Origin of the sequence: Pseudovibrio ascidiaceicola (genome assembly GCF_900114245.1) — a bacterium.
In the GTDB taxonomy this organism is placed as follows: Bacteria; Pseudomonadota; Alphaproteobacteria; order Rhizobiales; family Stappiaceae; genus Pseudovibrio; species Pseudovibrio ascidiaceicola.
In genome coordinates this window covers 40,279-57,568 of sequence record NZ_FOSK01000014.1, presented here as the reverse complement: position 1 = coordinate 57,568, position 17,290 = coordinate 40,279, and the positions used below count along the sequence as shown (strand labels likewise).

The window sequence follows — 17,290 nt, the reverse complement described above, 5'->3', positions numbered from 1 at the left end:
TAAATACCTATCACCTTGAATTGGGCTTATCTGAATTTATTAGAGGGGGGATACTCATGGGATTATTCAGTAAATGTGCCGGGATTGCGCTTGCTTGCACGATGATCAGCGGTGCAGCTGTTGCGCAGGACATTAAGTTTTTCCGCATTGGCACGGGAGGTGCCGGCGGAACCTACTTCCCGATTGGCGGGATCATTGCCAACGCGATTTCTAACCCACCGGGCTCTCGTCCGTGTGATCAGGGCGGCAATTGCGGCGTTCCAAATCTGGTGGCGATCGCGCAGTCCACCAACGCATCTGCGCACAATGTGAACGCCATTCAGGCCGGCCAGATGGAAGCAGGTTTGACCGGGGCAGCGACACTTCATTTTGCCTATCACGGTTCTGGCAAGTATGAGGGCAACGCCAAGCCTGATCTTCGTGTGATTGCGAACCTTTACCCGGAAGATCTGCATCTTGTTTTGCCGAAGGGTGGTGAACTGGACAACCTTGCGGACCTGAAGGGCAAACGGGTTGGCATTGCGCAGGCAGGCTCCGGCACGCAGATTGCAGTTGAGCTCATTCTTGGTGACCATGGTGTCAACCGCGACAATATTGATGAAGCTGAGCTCAACAACTCTCAAAGCGCTGAGCGGACGGCTGATGGTCAGCTGGATGCTTACTTCTATGCTGCGGGTACACCAGTTGCTGCCATGATCCAGCTGGATAACACTAAAGGTATGGATCTTTATTCCTTCACTGAAGCTGAAATTGCTCAGGCGAATAAGACTGTTCCCTATTACATTCCATCGGTCATCCCGGCTGGCACTTATCCGGGCGTGACGCATGACACCAACACGGTGGCAGTGAGTGGTATGTTTGTGACCAATGCCAATATTGACGAAGAACTGGTCTACGAAATCACCAAGGCGCTTTGGTCCAAGACCGCTCGTAAACTGCTGGATAACGGACATCCGAAGGGCAAGGTCATCACTATGAAGAGTGCACTAGATGGCATCGATGGCATTGGTGTTCCGCTGCACCCGGGTGCTGAGCGATACTACAAAGAAGTTGGTCTGCTCGACTAATCGCAGTCTGACTTAAAACGGCAGCGGGAGTGTTCTTCCGCTGTCTTTTGTCGCCACCGGTGGTTTTGCTTTGCCGCGTTCTTTTACTCGCGCAGCTGCTGCAGTTGGAAAAAGCGATCCAACGCGCCCTCACCACCGCATGACGCACCCCAGACCCGGGAGGGTTCCATGCCCCTGCAATCGCACCTTGATAACAAGGCTCTGGAAGAGCTGGAGAAAAAGTATGACTCCGCTCTCCATACCCGTGACAACGGGCCAATCCTGACAAAAATGGTGTACTGGGCGACCATCGCCTATGCGCTCTACCACTTCTGGACCGCTGGGTTTGGCACCCCGGTTGATTATGTTCACATGGGCATCCATCTGGCCGGGCTGTATTTCTTCATTTTTCTGGCGTTTCCGTTTCTCAAATCCGACCGTGCCTTGGCCAATACGCCCGGCAAGTTTCTGAGCTTTGGCAATGTGCCGCTGCTTGACTGGGTGATCATGATCCTGGCGATGATGGGGTCGCTGTATCTGTGGTTCAGCTGGCGTGGGTTTGACCTTTTTGGCATTCAGGTTTCTGAGCAGGCTTTGCGGCAAGGCAATCCAGCCGGACCGGATATCTTCTTCGGCACCATCATCATTTTGACAGTGCTGGAGATCGCGCGCCGGACCATTGGTATCGTGCTACCGCTGATCATTCTGGTCTTCATTGGCTATGCGCTTTTGGGGCCGTATATTCCAATCCAAATCCTGAAGCATCCGGGTGTGGACTGGCGGCAGTTCGTCAACAACATGTACTTCCCGTTTGAAGGTATCTTTGGCGTTACGCTCTGGGTCGTTTCAACTGTTGTGTTTCACTTTGTGCTGTTTGGAGTTGTGGCGCAGCGCATGGGGCTTGGACAGTTCTTCGTTGATAACGCGATGATCCTTGCTGGACGCTATACGGGCGGACCTGCAAAGGTTTCCGTTGTCTCCTCAGCCTTCTTCGGCACTATCTCCGGCTCATCTATCGCCAATACGGTTTCCACCGGGTCACTGACCATTCCCAATATGAAGAAGCTTGGATATCCGGGTCACTTTGCGGGTGGTGTTGAAGCGGCTGCCAGTGCGGGTGGGCAAATCACACCACCTATCATGGGGGCTGCAAGCTTCCTGATGGCTGAATATCTGGAGGTGCCTTACACCACCATCGTTATTGCAGCGATTGTGCCTGCTCTGATGCACTATATCGGCGTCATGTCGATCGTGCACTTCACCGCAAAACGCCTTGGGCTTGAGGCTTACCCCAAAGACCAGATCCCGCAGTTTTTGCAGGTTTGGCGTGAAGGCTGGTTTACGGTGCTGCCGCTGATCGGGCTGCTCGTGGTGTTGTTCTCCGGCTACTCGCCCAACATGGCTGCATTTATCGGCATTTCGCTTTGTGTTGTTGTTGGGTTTTGCGCCATCGATAAGCCGCTGTCTCTGGCTGTGCCACTTGCATTGCTTGGCTTCATATTCTGGAAGGCCTCGCCTTACTCCGGTGAAGGTTTCTCGCCAACGATGGCCGGCGTGCTTGGCGCACTGACTTTGCTGGGCTGTTTGCATCGCAATGAACGGCAGAGCTTTAAAGACCTGTTCGACAGCTGTCATGTGGGCGTTCAATACGCGCTCGCTGTGGGTGCAGCCTCTGCGGCTGTTGGCATCGTGGTTGGTGTGATCAACACGACCGGTGTTGGCTTCCGTCTTGGCTTTATGGTCACCAACGGCGCTGCGGATATGGCGGCCTCGTTGGCTCCGCTGCTTGACTGGACGTCTCTTGAGGTGTTTGGACAAGCGTCCATTCAGCAGTTCCTGTCTCTGGTTCTGATCGCTATTGCCTGTATTTTGATGGGAGCTGGTCTTCCAACAACAGCGCTTTACATCATGCTTGTCGCGGTGGCTCAACCGGCTTTGGCACAACTGGGTGTGCCTGCTTTGGCAACGCATATGTTCGTGCTTTATTACGGTGTTATCTCCGAGATCACTCCGCCGGTTTGCGCCTCGGCCTATGCTGCGGCGGGCATTGCAGGGGCAAACCCGTTCAGGACTGGTGTGAGTGCCTTTACCTTAGGGCTTGGCAAACTCATGGTGCCTATGGTGTTCGTCTATGCGCCAACCATGCTGATTGTTTTGCCTGAGTATTTCACCCTTGTCTCCTTCCTACAGGTCACGCTGACCTGTGCACTGGGTGTGTTTGCTATTGCGACGGCCGTGTCCGGTTACTTCATGGCTCCACTCAACGGCCTGTGGCGTGTGTTGATGGCCATTGGTGGGTTGATGCTGGTTGCTCCAAGTCTTGGGTCTGATCTGGCTGCAATCCTTGTCATCGCGCCTGTCTTATTCCAGCAGGTTTCCAGCCAGCGCAACTTGCAGGCGGCGACGCAATGACGGAAGCTGTAGTACCTGATGTCACTGTGCTTGGTGCGGGACTGGTTGGCCTTTGCTGTGCTCTGTCGCTGGCGGAAAAAGGCTTACGCGTGCATATGGTTGACCGGGATGCTCCCGGTCAGGCCACCTCTGCTGGCAATGCGGGTATCATCTCGCCGTGGTCTGTGGTACCGCAGTCCATGCCGGGTCTTTGGAAGAAGGTGCCCGGCTGGTTGATGGATCCGCAAGGTCCCGTGACAATCAAGCCCAGTTACCTGCCCCGTGTGGCAGCCTGGGGGCTGCGGTTTCTCTATGAGGGACGGCAGGCGCGCATTCAGCCGATTGGCGATGCCATGCATGCGCTCAATCATGACTGTGTTGAGCTTTACCGTCATCACCTTTCCGGTACCGGGCACGAGGGCCTGCTGCAAGACAGCTGGTATGTGCATGCGTTTCGGGATGCCTCCCAAATTGATCTGAACGGCCCGGATTATGCCATGCGCCACGCTGTGGGGGCTGAGATTGAGGAGATCGGTGCTGCAGACTTGCGCGATCTTGAGCCCGCTCTGACCCATGAGTTTGAGGCCGCCGTTCTCATCAAGGGACAGGCACGGGCAGTCTCTCCCGGTAAGATCGGTGAAGTGCTTGCCAACAAACTACGCAATATGGGCGGAACCATTGAGCAAGCTGCGGTGCATTCCATCTTGCCGCGCGATGGCGGTGGCTGGCATTATGTGACGGAGACAGGTGAGTATTTTGCGCCGAAACTGGTGCTTTCCATGGGCGTGTGGTCCGCCAAGCTACTAAAACCACTTGGGGTCAAAGTGCCGATGGAGGCTGAGCGTGGTTACCATGTGTCCTTCAGCAATCCCGGTGTTTCCCTCACGCATTCCATCATGGATATGGACATGAAGTTTGTCGCCTCTTCTATGGAGAGCGCCATTCGGGTTGCCGGAACGGCTGAGTTTGCCGGGCTTGATGCGCCAGTCAACCAGAAACGGCTGGATGGTTTGGTGGGCCTTGCGAGCAAGCTGTTACCAGACTTGCGGATGGATGACATTAGCACATGGTCCGGACAACGTCCCAGCTTACCTGATAGTTTGCCTTGCATAGGTGAAGTTGATGGGTTCCCGGATTTGTTTGGTGCGTTTGGGCATAGCCATTACGGCCTGATGATGGCCCCAAAAACCGGCAGACTAGTCGCTGATCTGGTAACTGGCACCTCTCCTAACATCGATATGTCTCCCTATCACGTGACGCGGTACTGAAGGAAAAACTATGACCATTCATCCCGGTGGCCAGAATATTTGTGGCGTTTCAATCGGCGTTCTTTCACTGGAAAGCTATTTCCCGAAACCTCCCGGCCACATCAAGAACCCATCAAGCCTACCGTTTACAACGACCTATGAGATCCTGCATGGATTGACGGTACAAAAACTGCTGGCTGACTCCTCACCTAAGTTACTGGACCCGATCCTGAGTGCAGCCAAGCGACTGGAAGATCAGGGCGTTCATGCAATCACCGGGTCCTGCGGATTTCTGGCGATTTTTCAAAAGGAGATTGCGGCAGCTGTTTCTGTTCCAGTTTTCGTGTCCTCCCTCATTCAGGTGCCCCTTGCCTACCACATGACCAATGCACCCGTTGGTGTGATAACGGCCTCCGCTGCTTCGCTAACCGACAAGCATCTGGAAGGCGTGGGTGCTGCCCATTTGCCGATTGTGGTTCAGGGGCTGGATGATGCACCTGAGTTTTCAGCCGTGATCTTGCGCGGTGAGCGCACACAGATGGATCTTGGCAAGGTCACCGACGAGCTGTTTGCTGCGGCAGATGACATGATTGAGCGATCACCGGATATTGGGGCCGTGGTTTTGGAATGCACCGACCTGCCTCCTTATGCGCATCAACTACAAGCGCGTATCAAACGGCCAGTGTTTGACATCATCACCCTTGCCAGCATGGCGCACTCAGTGGCGCATCGGCATGCCTTTCCCGGTTTCATTTGAGTGGCTCACACGCCTTCTGTTTCATCTTCGTAAGATGGCAGTGGTGGGACAATATCGTCGGTGCACAGGTAGAGGTTTTGCAGGTTGAGCAAGGGCATGGGGTTTTCCGTCAGATTGGACATGATGTTCATGGCAATGTTCAGCTGAGCGGCTTTGCAGGAAGGCTTGTGTGCCTGCGCCCATGCTGTGATTGAGTTGGCGAGGTTTTCAAGAATATCCCCCTTCGGCGTGCCGTTCCTCCCGATAGTGACGGGGGTTGGTGGCAGAAGAGCGATTGGAAGGTCGATTGGCTCTTCTGTTAGGCCTTGGGCGAGATGATAGCTGTAGCCGATATTGAGCTGCAGCGTGATGTCGCCAACATATTCACCATGAAACAGCAGGTAGAAGAGATGTTCCAGATGCTCCTTGAGGCTCCGCTGATGAGGTTCATTTGTAGGGTTGCCGAGATATGCAATGTTAAGGGGTTGAAAGCTGGACAATGTGGGGTGGTACGGATTTTTGAAGGTCGCCGTTGGCGTTCTGAACACGAAACCATCCGTGATTTTGCCATGGATGTAGCTGTTGCGGATCATGTACATGGAGGCCAGCGCATCCTGCCGTGCGAGTACTTGCATGCCCGGCATGACGACCTGACGGTCACTCAAGGGCTGTGCAATATCCTGTGTCAGATAGGTTTGCTTACCCTTTGTTTTCTGCGTGTAATAGTAGGTGTAGGTCAGCTTTCCATCTACACATTCACAATTGTCCAGGTGGCTTGTCCAATTTGGAATTTCGACCACAGGGTCTCCGGTTAACTCTGCAGGCTTGGTACAGTCTTCCAGGATCAATTTCACGATCCAACGCTGAGATGTTTGTTCAGTGCCCTCGCTGTAGTCCTGATTTTCTTCCAAAATGCTGAAGCTGATTGTTTCGCTGCCCTCTTTTTGCGAGGCTGCCGCGAACATTGATAGGTTCCCGCTGGCGCTTGCTTTGCAGATGATATCTTCATTGACCTTGATAATCACAGCCAGAGCTTGTGCCGCCTTCTCGATAGCATCAGCTGACTGGTTACCAGCGTTTATGACCGGGACGTACTGATCCAGAACACTCGCTAGGTTGTTCTGGATGGAGATGAACTGCGCAAGTTCGGCGAAGGCATCCATGAATCCGGAGAGTTCACCTAGTGGTTTGTCTTTGAGGTTGAATTGGATTTGACCATGAGCTTTGTCCTGAAGGTAATGGAAGTTCAGGCCATACGTGTATTCATAGTCCCATTTGGTGATCTGGGAGAGTGTCTTGGCCCTTTTGTCATAGGCCGGACCAGCTTGTGAGACCATGCGCGGCGTTTCCGGGAAACTGCGCAGCAGGATGGGCACCTTGAAAGCCCCCAGCGGCTTTTCAAGAACTGGTGTGCCTTCCGCTTGTATTGGAGAGAGCCAGCTTGAAGCTTTGTAGTCGGCTATTCCCTGAACCGCGCTGATCTGGTGTTCCAGAGACGTGACTTTGTAGCTTAGATCCAGAGAGAGACATTCCGTTGTCTCTCCCAGTTTTTCTGAGGCCTGAAGTAGGAAAGTGAGCGGTTGCTGCGCTCCGTCCTGCAGTTTCAGTTTGGCAGAAGTTAGGGAAAAGAGACTTGCAAGAGATTTTGCTGGTGTTGGCTGCTGCGCTTCTTCCTGCGTATCTGGCGGGCAGTCTGTCACGCTGTTCAGGTTGATGTTGCCGTACAGCTGCGGTGTTTCTTCATCGCCTATCAGCGGAATGTTGGCGGTGATGTCCGCTGCGAACGAGAGGACAGCTTGTGTTGTGTAGAGATTGGAAAGCTCCTCCAGCAGCGTTTGCCTGAAAGTCTCTTGTGCGGAGCTCATCCGCGTGCTGCTGCCATCCTGATAGATGGGTGCCAGCATGCGTGTTGTGATCTGCGCAAGGCTCTTCTTTTGCTCCGCCAATGCCTCCATAAACCCGCCAACGGCGATTGGGCTCTCTCCAGAACATGAGATGCTCGTCGGTTTGCTTGTTGCAAGTTTGTCGATGAACAGGATTGCGGAGGAGTATTTTGGAGATAGCAGCGCGTCAAAGAACTCAAAGTACTGTTTCAGCCAGACGTCCATCTCTACATTCGAGAAGGTGCTCGGAACCGGAGTGCCCGTGAACTTTCCTGTGCTTACATCAAAATCATCCAGTCCGGCATAGGAGTAAACCGAGGTGCTGCGGGAGATCAGCGTGTTGCTGACCGGCAGCGGCGCGAAGATTTCTGGCTGGTTCTCATCTGTGATGTGGAATGAGATTGGGTCTCCTTGCTTGGCGCCGACACGAACACCCCACGTCGCATTGGAAGACACGCCAGCGGATGGTGCGTATCGGTTGATACCGGAGGCGACCATCATGCTGAAATCCGGACCATGGATAGACTGCGCGACACACTGCGCAAACTCAGCCAGAATGTCTGGCTTAGGTGTCGTGGACGTACTGGTGTCCTTGCCTGGTGCACTGACGGAGGTTTTTATGGCAACAGTGTTGGCGATAGATCGTGTCAGCGGATCAGCCGCATAATCACCGACCGCAATGCCATGGGTTCGTTTGAAGATGAGCTGTGTCGAAAGCTCAATGATCAGTTTTTCAGTGAGGCTGGTCATTGGCACAGTCACAGGCAGCGATAACGCTGGTATTGTCTCAAGGGCCTCTGTTTCCTCCGGATTGCTTTGTTGGATCAGGAACTGCTCGATACCTTGCCACCAGCCGATTAACTGCTCAAGTTCGTGCGCTGAAAGCTGATAGGTGTTGAGCGAGAGCGTCGACTTCACCTCTATTGCAAAGCCGTTGGGGTCGTTGAACTGGGCCAGCATGTCTTCAACAATAACCAGCGCCGAGTGTGCTCTTTGCTGGGCAATCTCCGGGTCCTGTCCTTTTTGTGGGATGAAGGGTCCACTATCAAAGCTGAACGTGATGAGGATTGTGAAGTTTTCCGGATCTGTTTCAGCGCTATTCTCAGGCTGCACTGTCCAGTTCGCAGAGGTAGAGGGCCATTGCGAGAGCGGGATGATCTGATCTGTGTACCCCTGAAGCGCCGGTTTGCGGTTCAGCTTTCCTGCAGGTTTTGCGGGCTCGTCCAGCGTTGAAAGGATCGTATTGCCGTAATAATCATTCCAGCCGAGTTGAGTTTGCAGAAGTAGCCCATTGGCACTGTACGGGTTGAGCTGCGTGCTTTCTGAAGCGCCCTCGGGTTTGACGAGACTGAGATACGAGATTGCACCGTGATACATTTGAGCATCGCCAGCAGACGCTTCCAGCACATACCGGACCTTTCCCTCATTGGGCGAAGTTGAACTTCCTGAAACGCCAATGGGTAGGCCCATATTGCTGGGTTTGAAGTCCTGATTTCCCAGGATCTTATAGGCCAACAGGCTGTAATTGTTGAGCAACAGGGCCGCTGCGTAGTCGTCACCTGTTCCATTTTTGGGAATTTCAGGAGCCTGCTCGCGCTGTGCATTGAGCGCCTGAACGCCGGGGTGCTCTCCGGGTTGGACTGTCAGCGGTCCGGCACGCAGAGTGAGTGTTTGACCGGGGACAAGCAGTTGCTCCATCTCTGCATTTGTGGTCGCAACAACAATGGGTTCTGTGCCGAAGTAATCCGCAATGTCCGACAGGCATGTACAGGTCGACAAGTCGTTGCTCAAGGTCTTTGCGCCAATTGTCAGATCAATTACGGGGAGCCGTAGTGGCGTGCCCGCAGGTACGCTTTCTCCTGTCAGGCGTGGGTTGATATGCATTAATGCGTCAATACTTGTCCCGAAGCGCAATGCGATGCTTGCGAAGGATGCATCACTGCTTTGTGGAACCCTATAAGTGCCCTGCTCAATACTGATGGTTTTGCCCGGCAACAGCTGGATTTTACCGCTCACAGATGCTTCCTGATCAGAGGCGAGAGTATTGGCAATGAGTGAGTTGAGGTTGGAGTGATAGCGCTTAGCAATACTCACCAGCGTGTCATCATTAGTGGTGGTGTGTTCTACCAGCTCGCCCTTTGCAGCTGCAGTCAACGATGAGCCAGAGCCAGCAAGCGGCTGTGCAGTTGCAAGCCCGTTGACGTAGGAGTGCATATACTCCTGATCTTCATGGATGATGACCAGAGATAGCGTCGCCTCACCTTTCTCGTTGAAGATATCCGGCGGTAATCCGGTTTGCCCGTCATCAGCAGTGTAGTAGAGATAGAAGCCACCGGAGTTGGTGACGCCAGCTTCCCATAGCAGTTTGACCAGTGACATGGGCGTGTTGAGAAGCGTTGGGCTCTGGCTCTCCTTTGCAGCCTCAAACAACAATTCTCCAGTTGGATTGGTCACCGTGGAGAGGTTGGTTTGCGAGAGGCCAAACGTGACATTGCTGCCGCCCTCACCCACAAAATAGGTACCGCTGCTTTGTGAGCCTTTGCTGTAGCCGAGGGTGAGAGATGCAAAGCTATGATCCGCTGAAAGACTTTGCAGCAATCGCTCCAAGATCAGAACACCAGCTGAACTCACCCCATTCAGCTCGTAGGTTGTTTTCAGAGCTGCATCCGTTGCGGCTTTGCCTTCCGCTGCTGGTGCGTTCGTGGTCTGAGCTGGTAGTTTTTTGATGGAGAATTCAATCGTTGACGCCCAGCCATAGTTCGTCAGCGGGGTTTTGACTGCCTTTCCGGTGGCCGCATCCATGGACACCTGTTCGACAAGGAGCTGTGGGGGCACAACAGCACTGGTCTGCGCGGTGCTGGTACCCAATGCAGTCAAAGCACCTGAAAGCGTCCACAAACGCAAGTATTGGGTGTTTGACGGCTTTTCGGCATCGGTGGTGGGAACGTTGATTGGCTCTGCACTTTGCCAGTTGATGAAGTGCGGGATTGGGAAAGCGCTTGGTTGTTGCTCTACCTTTGCAAGGAGAGAGAGTTGCTCTGGTCCGGCTGACAGATACTCTGTCTTCCCGTAGGTGTTGACGGCTTCAATACGTTGATAGTCCTTGCTTGCAGTCGCCTCGCTGTCGGGTGGTACATCCACCTCGTATTTCAGGGTGGTTTGGTCATTTCCAAGTGAGATCCAGTCTGCATCCTTTGGTTTACTCAACAGCAAGGAGAGACTGCTTGTCAGCGGCGTTGGAATGGCGAGCTGTTGACCGGACAGAGCGAACAGCCCTACCTCATTCGGCAGACTGAGCTTTCCAGCCTCATCCTTTTCAACCCAGATGCCCTCAACAAGTGGTGTAATGCCATCTGTTGGCAGACGCATGCCGTGGAAGTAATAGCGTGAGGCCATGCCTGACAGGTGGGTTATGCCACCGGTGCGCTGCACTTCCTTGATGAGCTCTCCAACAGGGAACTGAGGCAGATGCACGATGCTCAGACTACCAGCATCTGATCCTGTGTTGGAGCCTGATGCACCAGCAAACAGATCTGCAACCTCTCCGTTTGCATCTATTGCCAGTGCTTCAACATCGGTTTCAAACTTCTGCGCGATAGATGAGAGCGTGTCTGCGTCTGCTGCCTTTTGCGTGAATGCAGGCATCTGCAGCGTAGACCCGACAACCAGAAGGTTCTGTTGTTGCTGTATGGTGTTGCTGTTGGTCAGCTCGTCGATTGTGATCCCAAGAGCAGAGGCGACTGCACACAGTGTTTGCCCTCCAGAGACTATGTGCTTCTTCTCAGTTCCATCTGACGCTGTGTAATCAATCTGCGCACCACTGCGTAAAAGACCTGCGACTTTCTTGTTTTTAGACATGAGGTCAGAGGCTCCGACAGTTGCCTTGTATGGGTTGTTACTGGACAGCGTCTGGAAGGAGCTGCCCGCCGGTATGACAAGCGGTGCTGTTGGAATTGTGACGTCCGCACCTTCTGTTAGAGGATGACTGTTGTTGGCTTTGAAGAGATCAGTGAGTGTGAATTTCGCGCCAGAAAACGCACCTTGTTTGTTGATCCAACTCACAATAGCATTGGGTGTGTCTCCAGCTGTGAGTGGATAATTGAAGTCGCGCAGACCGCTCAAGAGGTTTTGCATCATCTGCTTCATAATAAGCATGAAGTAGTTTTCATAAATGTATGATGTAATTGATATTTTATCGCCAGACACATCTACTTCAGAGGATGGTTTCTTGCTCTCTTTTTCCACCTGAACACTGAGCTGGTTAAAGTAATCTGTTAAGTCCTTCAGATATTTGGTGGTTATCGTATTGTAGTCTGCAAAGGCATAGGAGAGCACTGTTTTGCTGTCTTGTTTCAGCGCGATACTAAGCGATGGCACCATTGGGAAATAGGTTGCCTGCGCTTCGCCCTGGCGTGAGGGCAAACCGATATCAAGTATGAATTGTTGCTGTAGGAATGAAGAGATGTCCTGCTGCGTCGGTGCGTCTGGCGAGGTTTCCAATCCGCTCAGGCTATCCAGTATGGCGTTGATCTCAACTGCACTGATTACGTGTTTGTCGATCTGGTCTGAACTGTGGCCTTCATCACCCATCGTGGCAGCTATAAGCCAGCGGGTCACCATCTTGGCCAGAGCCTCAAAACCAGTATCAGCTTGCTGCCCTGCTGCTTTCTCATAAAGTTCGGTGTCTTCCGGCGTTGCGGGGGCTGGTGCTGCTATGAACAGATTGACGACGTAGCATGGCAGTTGGGGTGGACGGGCCTCTTCAGAAGAAGACCAGTTCTCATCCTTTGCCAAGGTCAAACCATAACCCAGATGGATCTCTAGTGGGTTTTGAGAGGGATCTGCGGCGGGTTGCAGGTTTGCCCAGTTGAACACTACGGGAACCGTCTCATAGGAGTCCCTCAGCATTGGCAAGCGGCTGTAGAGTGCGAGGCGGTCCGCTATCGGTGCTGCCAGCAGACCCTCATAGGCTTCTGAATGATCCAGCCAGGGCGCGTCTTTCGGGTTCTGGATAGCCCCTAATGTGAAGGTGGTGTGGACGTGTGCAGAGAAGCTGAAGCTCACTTTGATGGTGAAGAGGCCTAGGTCAATCTTCGCGGATGCACGGACATCCACCTTCGCCGAGATTGTCAGTGGTATCGGCTCATATGAGGCGAGCCGGACCTGGGCGCTGACTTCGATCCTGATATTGACCGAGGCCTTGATGATTGCAAAATCAATGGAGCCATAAAGCTTGCCGATGATGCCGAAGGTGCCAGTGAGGGAGAAGAAGTATTCTCCCTGCAATGACAATGCGCTTCCACTGCCTGAATGCGTATCATCATAGGCGTTCCACTTGCCTAGAATACCTTGCAAAATACCAAAAGCGGTCAGACTGAAACCGGCTTTGAGAATGCCCATTTCAAGAGACTTGCCGAGCCCGAGCTGCGCGCCGAAGCCAAACACCAGATTGGGGTTGAAGAAACCCAGCTTGGATGTGGGTAGTCCCTTTACAGATGCCGCTGGCAACTTGCCAAAATAAAACCCTCCTCCGCCTTTTACCGGGATGCCTGGCGGGACAATGGCTTCAACTGAGAAAGAATGCGAGAAGTTGTTATTCCAGGGGAAGCCCACATCAATCTGGAAGTCGCCGTTGGTGTAAACTTCGATGCCGAATGTTGGTAGTGTGATTGTGACGGCGCCAACGTCAATGCGGCGCATGATTTCTGGCAGTTCAATTGAGGCGGAGAATTTGCCTAGCCCCGGTGAGACTTTTTTGTAGATGACCTGAAAATCCAGACCGGAAAAGATCTTTGCCGCTTTGCCGCTGCAAGCAATCCTCAGCGCATAAAGGCTGGGGTCTGTGAGGACTACCTGAAGTGTGAAAGTGTACTTTGGGCCGCTCTTTTCCAGCTCGCCTTGATGCTCCTGCCCCAACTCTTTGCTGGAATCGATCCTCAGAACACCGAAGTCAGTTGCAAACAGCCAGTTGATGTCACCGGCAAATCCGATATCCGGCACTTTCCCCACTGAAGGTTTGGGAAGATCCGCCAGTATATCGACAGCCTGCTGTACCGTGGTGATATCTTGCAGGCCTTTGACGTCTACATGCTGCCCACCAGCAAGCAAGCGAAGGTCAAGATACTTGTTGCCTGCGCCACCGGGACTAGGCGTCGTAGAGGGTTGATCAGCACGCCACTTTGGGTTCTTTTTTGCCTCATTACTATCTGAAATCGGCCACAAGAAATGGCCGTCAAGCTCGACAGAGACACCTGCAGTCTTGTTGTAGGTGAGCGTGATCCCCGTCACAGTGGCGATCAGAATATCGATTGGCCCGATGTCGATAGTGAAACTGACCGTTTTATTTTTGAAATTCCATTTGAGTTCGAAATCGGAAAGTTTGACGTCATTCAGCAGGTCAAAAGGTGCAGCGAGACCAAACTTGGCTCCAGTCATCCATTCCACAAAGGTTTCAACCATGGCACCAAGTGTGGTCGTATCTGTGAACTTGATCGTCGCAGTCTGATCATCGTCTACTTCTGCGGAAAACAGACCCCATGTGATGCCGAAGTGAGAATGGGTTTTGGCATACTCGTAAAATACCGTGAGTTCGATATTTTCCCAAAGGATGTCGGCAGTCAGCAAGGCATATTTGCCGTTTGCTTTTGCGGTTTCATACCGGACCAATGATCTTTCCGGGGGAATGAAGATAACCTCGTTATGGTCATCAAGCACCGGAATGCGTGCTTTACTGCCGGGCAACAGCAGCTCACTTCCGCCCGTATCTCCAATTTTTGCCGTGAAGGTCGCATCGCTCGGAAGCCAGCTTGGTCCGTCATCTTTGAGATCTACGGTGCCTGCGAACTCGTAATTGGCTGCTGACGTCCCGGTCCTGGTTGAGAAGGTCACATTGAGGCCTGATACGTCGATATCAAGTGCGCTCGTTGCCCAGCCAGTCCCAAGGTAGGCTGAAATGATCTGACTGATCTTGATGGGTGTGTCGCCCTGCTCCCCACGGAACGTCCAGAGATGGTTTTGCGTGTTGAATGTGGCTGTCACATTAACCGGGACGGGCTGAACATTTGGCAGACCATCGAACAGCGTCGTTGAGGCTTTGATGGACCCTACCGAATTGGTTCCAATGCCCTTTACCTGAATGTAGATGTCGTTGAGTTCGAACTTAGCGGGTGGCAAAGTGATCTGCCAGCCTTTCAAATCTACTCCAGCCTCAACAGAGTACGTGCTGCTGTTCTTGTTCTGCCCCGGAGAATACTCCAGTAACAGGTTTGCGATATCTGCATCAACATCAAGATGATAGCCGCTTGGCAGCAGTGCGTTCACAAAATCTGAGACAGGTAGGTTCACTCCATCCGGGCTGAGCGTTGCCGTGACAGTGGTTTGCGGATAGGTGGCAGAGAGATCGAGAATTGCAGGTTTGTCGCTTGAACCGATTGTAGCATCCGTGGAGGCCACCCAACTTATCTGGCGTTTGCCAGTTGGCTGTGATGCGGTGATCTCAAAGCTTAGGTTGTTCAGCTTCAATCCGCCGAACAGATCCCACTCCTTGCTGTCTTTCAGCGAGATCTGAAAGCTTTCTATGCTCTTGGATTTTGAGTCATAGTTGAAACGCAGACCGTCTACATTCAACTCATTCAGGTCAGCAAACTCAGAAGGGATTGAGTTTGCAAAATTCATCCCGCCGATGAGCGTGAATATGGAGTTCAGCGAAGGAGCAGCCTCCTCTGCAAATGTGCCCTGCACCACCATCTTGTTTTTGGCAGAGCTTGGGAAATCCATGTGGAATGGAATGAGCGTATCGCCGACCTCAACGGAGGTTTGTAAACCGCCTGTGAGGCGTGCGCCATTGCTGGAAAATTCAATGGACAGGCCTGTGTCTTCCAGTGCAAACCATTCCACCCCCGGTAGCTCCAGTTTTTCCAATGAAAGCTGGAGCTGGACTTTGTAATTGCTGTGGTTTTTACTCGCTCGCCCTGTGCTGGAAACAGTGAGCGTTACTTCCAGTTCCGTGCCGAGAAAGTCCGAGGTCTTTCCCTGCACGATGATCTTGCTGAGCTTTTTGGAGGTGTAAACGGGCTTTATGGTCACTGGGTTTTTTGCAGAGCCAATGGTCAACCCACCTGAACCCAACACTGTTTGCAGGAAGGTGTGAAACGGCCCTTCTTTCAGCACATTGGGGATCAGTGCGAGCACCCCTTTTTTTGTGCTCTGTGTCAGTGTGGTTTGCAGTGTTTGCAGATCAGAGAAGATACTGTCCGAGACGCCGCTGGCAACGGAAACGAGAGCAAATCTGGCCGCTAAAAACCCGAGCGCTTGTAAGAGCTTATCATTTTGCGGGGCGGTGTAATACTGTTTGAGACCATCAAAGTAGTCGAAGTATTCGCCCTTCTCAGAACGAAACTGTGTCTCCATATCCACGATGGTTTGCGCCAGTTCATTGGGCGGCATCGTTGCTTTGTAGCCTTCCTGAAACGCGGAGCTTCCAAGGGCAATCTGGTTTTTGGAGACATCCAAAAGTGTTGTAGTGGTTGGTGTTGTGCTACTGGCGGCCTTCCCCTTGCCGTTTCCAAATGTGCTCGGGTAAGGATTGGATGTGAAACTACCGAGTTTGAAAAACGGTTTTCCCAGATTTACAGCCAGATTAGCGCTTTGGGTGCCTTCCAGAACACTTGGCAATGTGGCTGCACCATACAGGTGTTCAATCACATCTGGTGGCAGGTCAGGCAAGGAAGTGACAACAGTCGCGCCCGGTTTCAATTTGCTGAGGAAAGTAGCACCTGCGGAGCCTGACAGATCCTTATTCAGGTAAATACCAGTGCCTGAAGTAGAGGTATTTCGGAATAGTTGCTGGCTCTTGCAATAAGCACTGATGTTCTTCGTGAGTTCATCAAGAGAGGTGGTTGCGCCCTGCTTTGCGGCGTTCTTTTGAGGAAAGTATCGCGCAAGGGTTTGCCATGTGGAATTGCTCAGATCATCCAAAACAGCGATGACAACGGGCTTTTTGGTAAAGCCTTTCTGCTTTTGCAGAAGTGCGGCTGCGGCGATGAGCTCAAAAGCAATCCCTTCTGCACTACCGACAAGCGATGTTTTGTCTGTCGATGAACTTGGCAGACTCGCAACCGGAAAGAACTCGATGCCGGACTGGCTGGATTTTCCAATAGCATTGCTGATATTCTGCGCTGCGCTCAGGACCTTAGTGTTGATCTCTGGGATCTTCCTCAGGTTCGCCCAGTTGAGCTTTGGGCTTAGGTCCTGCTTGAAACTGCGATAGGCAAACTGTGGGCCTTGCAGGACCAGCTGATCATCAAGATTTATGATCTGCTTGAGACCCGGTAGCACCACCATAGAGTTGGCGGAGCAGGTCTTTTCGGCCTGTGAGCAGTTTTCTGCTGTCCAGAGATAGGGCTGGAGCAAAACAAAATAGCTGCATTTCACAGCTGTCGCGATGCTGGTGTTGTCGATGTTGGGAATGCTGCCGCCACCACACAGGCAGAGCGGCATACTGCCAGACAGACCGGGCACTGAGCGATGGGTTATCTCGCCGACAGTGGTTTCCTGATAGGCGTGAAAGGTGATGGTGATGCCATCCAGCGTCATTGGTGCGCGAGAGGTCGGGTCAAAGCCGGGCAACAGCTGCGCCAGTTCCTGTAGGAGTGTTTTCTGGCCGCTGTCGTAGATCAGATCCACATCTACCTGAAACCCAAGGGAAATCATCCGTCGCATAAGGTTGACGGTGTTGGCGGCACTGCCTGATCTTTGGTCTTGTGACAGAAAGTAACGCAGTTTTTTGCCGCGCAGAAAATCCATGAGCCGTCCGATGATACCATTGGAGAGCGTTGCATTGAGATCCTGTGCAGCGGAGGCAAACAGTTGCACCAGATTCGAGAGCTCAGCAGACAGGCTCTCCTCATCAGGTATAGCAACGTGCTCAAATGGTTCGATTGGACTGTGCTCGTTCATCTTGCTGCACCAGTGCTGATTGAAGGAGTG

Annotated in this window: 5 protein-coding genes; 4 read left to right on the top strand and 1 reads right to left on the bottom strand. The window is 52.7% G+C overall.

Annotation, left to right across the window (positions count from 1 at the left end; all coding sequences use genetic code 11):
• Nucleotides 1-56: 56 nt before the first annotated feature.
• The 4 genes from BM231_RS22040 (at nucleotide 57) to BM231_RS22025 (ending at nucleotide 5,441) form a co-directional block, all read left to right on the top strand.
• Complete coding sequence (locus tag BM231_RS22040) at nucleotides 57-1,067, top strand: TAXI family TRAP transporter solute-binding subunit (protein ID WP_093522917.1); 1,011 nt, start codon at nucleotides 57-59, stop codon at nucleotides 1,065-1,067.
• A gap of 168 nt (nucleotides 1,068-1,235) precedes the next feature.
• Nucleotides 1,236-3,458, top strand: coding sequence for a TRAP transporter permease (locus BM231_RS22035; protein WP_093522915.1), 2,223 nt, complete (start codon nucleotides 1,236-1,238; stop codon nucleotides 3,456-3,458).
• Nucleotides 3,455-4,705 carry an NAD(P)/FAD-dependent oxidoreductase gene (locus BM231_RS22030; protein WP_093522913.1) on the top strand — a complete coding sequence of 417 codons (1,251 nt, stop codon included), beginning with the start codon at nucleotides 3,455-3,457 and terminating at the stop codon, nucleotides 4,703-4,705. The genes BM231_RS22035 and BM231_RS22030 overlap by 4 nt, the downstream gene beginning before the upstream one ends.
• A gap of 10 nt (nucleotides 4,706-4,715) precedes the next feature.
• A complete protein-coding gene (locus tag BM231_RS22025) occupies nucleotides 4,716-5,441 on the top strand; it encodes an aspartate/glutamate racemase family protein (protein ID WP_093522911.1) in 726 nt (241 codons plus the stop codon).
• 5 nt (nucleotides 5,442-5,446) lie between these two features.
• Here BM231_RS22025 and BM231_RS22020 read toward each other — a convergent pair whose 3' ends face one another.
• Nucleotides 5,447-17,260 (bottom strand): LysM peptidoglycan-binding domain-containing protein, encoded by an 11,814-nt coding sequence (locus BM231_RS22020; RefSeq protein ID WP_093522909.1) that lies wholly within the window; start codon nucleotides 17,258-17,260, stop codon nucleotides 5,447-5,449.
• Nucleotides 17,261-17,290: the final 30 nt, after the last annotated feature.

Coding starts and splice junctions, on each gene's coding strand:
- BM231_RS22020 (WP_093522909.1), bottom strand. CDS start 17,260: ATGAACGAGCACAGTCCAATCGAACCATTTGAGCACGTTGCTATACCT.
- BM231_RS22035 (WP_093522915.1), top strand. CDS start 1,236: ATGCCCCTGCAATCGCACCTTGATAACAAGGCTCTGGAAGAGCTGGAG.
- BM231_RS22025 (WP_093522911.1), top strand. CDS start 4,716: ATGACCATTCATCCCGGTGGCCAGAATATTTGTGGCGTTTCAATCGGC.
- BM231_RS22040 (WP_093522917.1), top strand. CDS start 57: ATGGGATTATTCAGTAAATGTGCCGGGATTGCGCTTGCTTGCACGATG.
- BM231_RS22030 (WP_093522913.1), top strand. CDS start 3,455: ATGACGGAAGCTGTAGTACCTGATGTCACTGTGCTTGGTGCGGGACTG.